Source organism: Tabrizicola sp. (assembly GCF_041911175.1).
In the GTDB taxonomy this organism is placed as follows: domain Bacteria; phylum Pseudomonadota; class Alphaproteobacteria; order Rhodobacterales; family Rhodobacteraceae; genus Tabrizicola.
Genome location: NZ_JAYRPN010000108.1, coordinates 1 through 3,593, shown reverse-complemented (window position 1 = coordinate 3,593; position 3,593 = coordinate 1). Strand labels below are relative to the sequence as shown.

3 protein-coding genes are annotated in these 3,593 nt (G+C 68.8%); 1 reads left to right on the top strand and 2 read right to left on the bottom strand.

What is annotated here, in order from left to right; all coding sequences use genetic code 11:
* On the top strand, positions 1 to 303 hold a 303-nt coding region (locus ACE3P6_RS15080; RefSeq protein ID WP_374396548.1), incomplete at its 5' end, for a hypothetical protein.
* A 3-nt stretch (positions 304 to 306) separates the two neighbouring features.
* On the opposite strand, the gene ACE3P6_RS15075 is transcribed toward ACE3P6_RS15080, so the two are convergent.
* Positions 307 to 2,475, bottom strand: a complete 2,169-nt coding sequence (locus ACE3P6_RS15075) for an esterase-like activity of phytase family protein (RefSeq protein WP_374396546.1) — start codon at positions 2,473 to 2,475, stop codon at positions 307 to 309.
* Positions 2,476 to 2,573: 98 nt separating this feature from the next.
* The gene (locus tag ACE3P6_RS15070; RefSeq protein ID WP_374396543.1) at positions 2,574 to 3,518 is read right to left on the bottom strand and encodes a threonine/serine dehydratase; all 945 of its coding nucleotides are present in this window, start codon (positions 3,516 to 3,518) and stop codon (positions 2,574 to 2,576) included.
* Positions 3,519 to 3,593: the final 75 nt, after the last annotated feature.

The following is a 3,593-nucleotide window of genomic DNA, read 5'->3' as shown; positions in this document are numbered from 1 at the left end:
GAGTTCAACCCGACCCAGGCGCTGCGCCCGGTGGCCGACCTCGTCAGCCAGCGCCGTGCGCCGGGGGCGGTGAACTCGGCCGGGATCCCGATCAAGGAAGCCGATGACGACTACGCCCGCTGGCTGGAGGCCTGCGACAAGGACATCGCCGCGGCTGACCGCGAGCAGGCGCTGACGCGCCGCCAGTCGCTGCGCACGACCGAAGGTCTCGCCACCGAAACCTACCGCCGGATTCCGGTGGCCGAGGCGGTGCAGCGCATGGCCTCGGTCGGTCTGTCCCAGGCATGGGGCGCGGCGGTATAGGTCCTACTTCAGCGCGCCGACCGACCAGAACAGGGTCTCGCCCGAAGAATTGTCGACACCGTCGTTGTCGGTCACGACATAGCCCGTGCCCGCAGCGTCGATGGCGAAGCCCTCGACCTTGTCCAGCACATAGCCGTGGCCGGTCTGCAGGTCGGGGATCAGGTCGCGGACGATTTCCTTCTTCACCACCGGAAGATCGCCGCCCAATGCGGCGGGCTTCAGGTCGGCCAGCGCCACGCGGGTCAGAAGCTTGACCTTCGCGGCGGCACCCGGAAGGTTGTCGCGCTCGATCAGCCAGGCGTGGTCGCCGTAGACGGTGAGTTCGGACAGGCCCACCCAGCCGCCTTCCGGCGCGGCCTCCAGCGGGTATCGCACGGCGCCCCAGGTCTTTTCCTTCAGGTCGTAGGCCACCAGCTTGACCATGCCCTCGGGATCGTCGGTCCAGGGCCGCTGCACCGCCATCCACAGCACGTCGCCGACCTTGGCGATGCCCTCGAACCCGTAGCGGATCTCGTGGGCGGACAGTTCCGGCGGCAGGCCGATCTCTTCCAGGACCGCGCCGTCGGCGTCGACATGCACCAGCCCATGCGGGATCATCTTGTCGGTCCGGCCCTCGTTGGCCAGCCAGAAGCCGCCCTCGCCGTCGCCGGTCAACCCTTCGATGTCCATCAGCTGCGCCGGGTTGCCGCCCCGCGTCACCGTCATGGCGGCGGTGATCCTGGCGGGCCTGGCCGTCGCATCGACCGTGTAGATCGTCGGCGCACCCGACAGGAAGCTGTCCGAGGCGGCATACAGCATCCCCGGCCGGTCCGAGGCCCAAAGCGCCGAGAGGGCTGCGAAGCCGATGTTGCCGTCCGCCACGATGGTCGGATAGGCCGGCGTGCCCTCGGCGCGTTCGTAGAGCATGACATGCGCCGCCGGGCCACCCTCGGCCCGCAGGTCGACCTCGTTCGCGGTGGCCAGCAGGTTGCGCTCCGGGATGGCGACCAGGCCTTCCGGGCTGATCCCCGAGGGCAGGATCTGCAGAAGCTTCGGCTGGGTCAAATCGGCAAGGTCGTAGACCGCCACCAGCGATGCGCGTTCGGAGACCACGAACATCAGCTTCTGGCCGCCGAACTCGGCGACCGCGACCGATTCCAGCTCGACGCCCTTCTTGTTGCGCTTGTCCGGGTAATGGCCCATCGCCGCCATCGCCCGCTCCAGCGAGGCGCCCGCCTCGTAGACCACGGTGCCATCCTTCTTCCAGATGGTGAAGCTGCGCGAACCGCCCTTCCAGTCGCCCTCGTTCGCGGTCACGAAATGGTCGGCGTCGATCCAGGCGATGCCATCGGGCTCGCGCGCGACATCCTCGGCCTTGCCCGAGAAATCCAGCCGCCCGTCCTTCCTGGTGTCGATGCCCTCCAGCGTCACGCTGCCCGCCGAGAAGCCGGACACCTTGCCGTCGGCACCGACGACGACGATGTGGTTGTTCTCCTGCAGGGTCAGCGCGATTTCGCCCGCAGGGCCGATCGCCACGAACTCGGGCTCCGGGTCCTCGCCCGCGACCTCGGCAAGACCCGTCAGGTCGATCCTTTGGGCAGCGGCGCAATCCACCGCACCGTCCTTGACGGGCAGCCGCACCAGCCAGCCCGCCGGGGCCTGCGGCAGGTCGCCGTCATCGACCTCTTCGTCGCGCTCGTTCTCGATCGCCACCGCCAGAAAGCTGCCGTCGGCGGACCGCGCGACCGAATCCGGCTGGCCGCCCAGATCGCATTCCGCCACGACCTTGCGCGCGGCCACATCCACCGTCACCAGCTTGCCCGAGGGATTGGCCTTGCTTTCCGACGTGTTCACCCCGGCGAAGGCCATCTTGCCGATGACGACCGTCGTCGTCGGCTCGCCGCCCATCGCGACATTGCCCAGCGGCTTCGGGGCGCGGGCATCGGTGATGTCGACGAAGCCCAGCACGCCAAGCGGGCTGTCGGAATAGATCAGCGTGTTGCCGTCCTCGGTCGCGGTGATGATCTCGGCCGAGGATGCCCGGCTGCGGTCTTCGCCCTCGGCCATGTTGTCGGGCGTGGCGAAGGCGGAGATGCGGTCGAAGACCATCTCGGCCCTTGCAGCAGTCGGGGTCAGGATGGGGGCAGAGGCCAGGACGAGCGAGGTCGTCAGGCAAAGGCGTTGGATCGTCATCGCGGGTCCTTCTGGAAATGAACCGCGCCATGCTGGTCACACTGCGTAACCCCCAGGTGACGCCGGGTTCACCGTTTTGCGACGCCCGATGCCGCCGACTACCCCAGCGCCAGCGCCCGAACCCTGGGCCCGTCGAAGTTCCCGCCGCACAAAAGGACGACGTTGGTCGCGCCCTTCGTCGCCACCCCCAGCTTGCGGAACGCCGCCAGCGCCAGCGCCGCCGCACCTTCGACCAGCAGGTTCTCCTCCTGCGCCAGGCTGCGCAGCGCCGACAGGATTTCCGCTTCCGAACAGGGCACGACCTCGTCCACCACGGCCTGCGCCAAGGGCAGGGTCAGCGTGTCCGCGTCGATCCCGCCCGCCACCGCATCGGCGAGCGTGTCGCGGTGATCGCAGTCCACCACCTGCCCCGCCTTCATCGACAACGCCAGCGCCTGCGACGCTTCGGCCGCTGCCCCGATGATCCGGGTCGCGGGTGAGAAGGCCTTGATCACCGCCCCGATACCGCTGATCAACCCGCCTCCGCCCATCGCGATCACCAGGTTGTCGATCTGCCCGACCTGTTCCAGCAGCTCCAGCCCGATGGTGCCCTGACCGGCGGTCACCTCGGCATCGTTGTAGGGCGAGACGTAGCGTGCCCCGGTCTGCCGCGACAGCGCCTGGGCGTGCTGCTCGGCCAGCCCGGTCTCGGCCCCGTGCAGCACCACCTCGACACCATAGGCCCGGATCTTCGCCAGTTTCTCGGGCACCACGGTTTCGGGAAGCACCACCGTCAGCTTCCGGCCCAGCGATTGCGCCGCCCGCGCCGCGCCGATGCCGTGGTTTCCCGAGGAGGCGGTGATCAGCGGCTGGTCGCTTGCCGATGCCGTCATCACCGCAGCCGCACCGCGGATCTTGAACGATCCGGTCAGCTGGAAATTCTCGGCCTTGAACCACAGGCCGTCCTGTCGGGCAGGCAGCAGCGGCGTCTGGTAGACATGGTCCCGGATGCGGCGGCGGGCCTGAACCGAGCGGGCGGCAGAGGCGAGGGTCAAGTCGGTCATTTGGCACCCCTGGCGCGGGAAAGGACACAGCGCGCCATGACGATATCCTGGGTGGCGACGCCGGTCAGGTCGGCG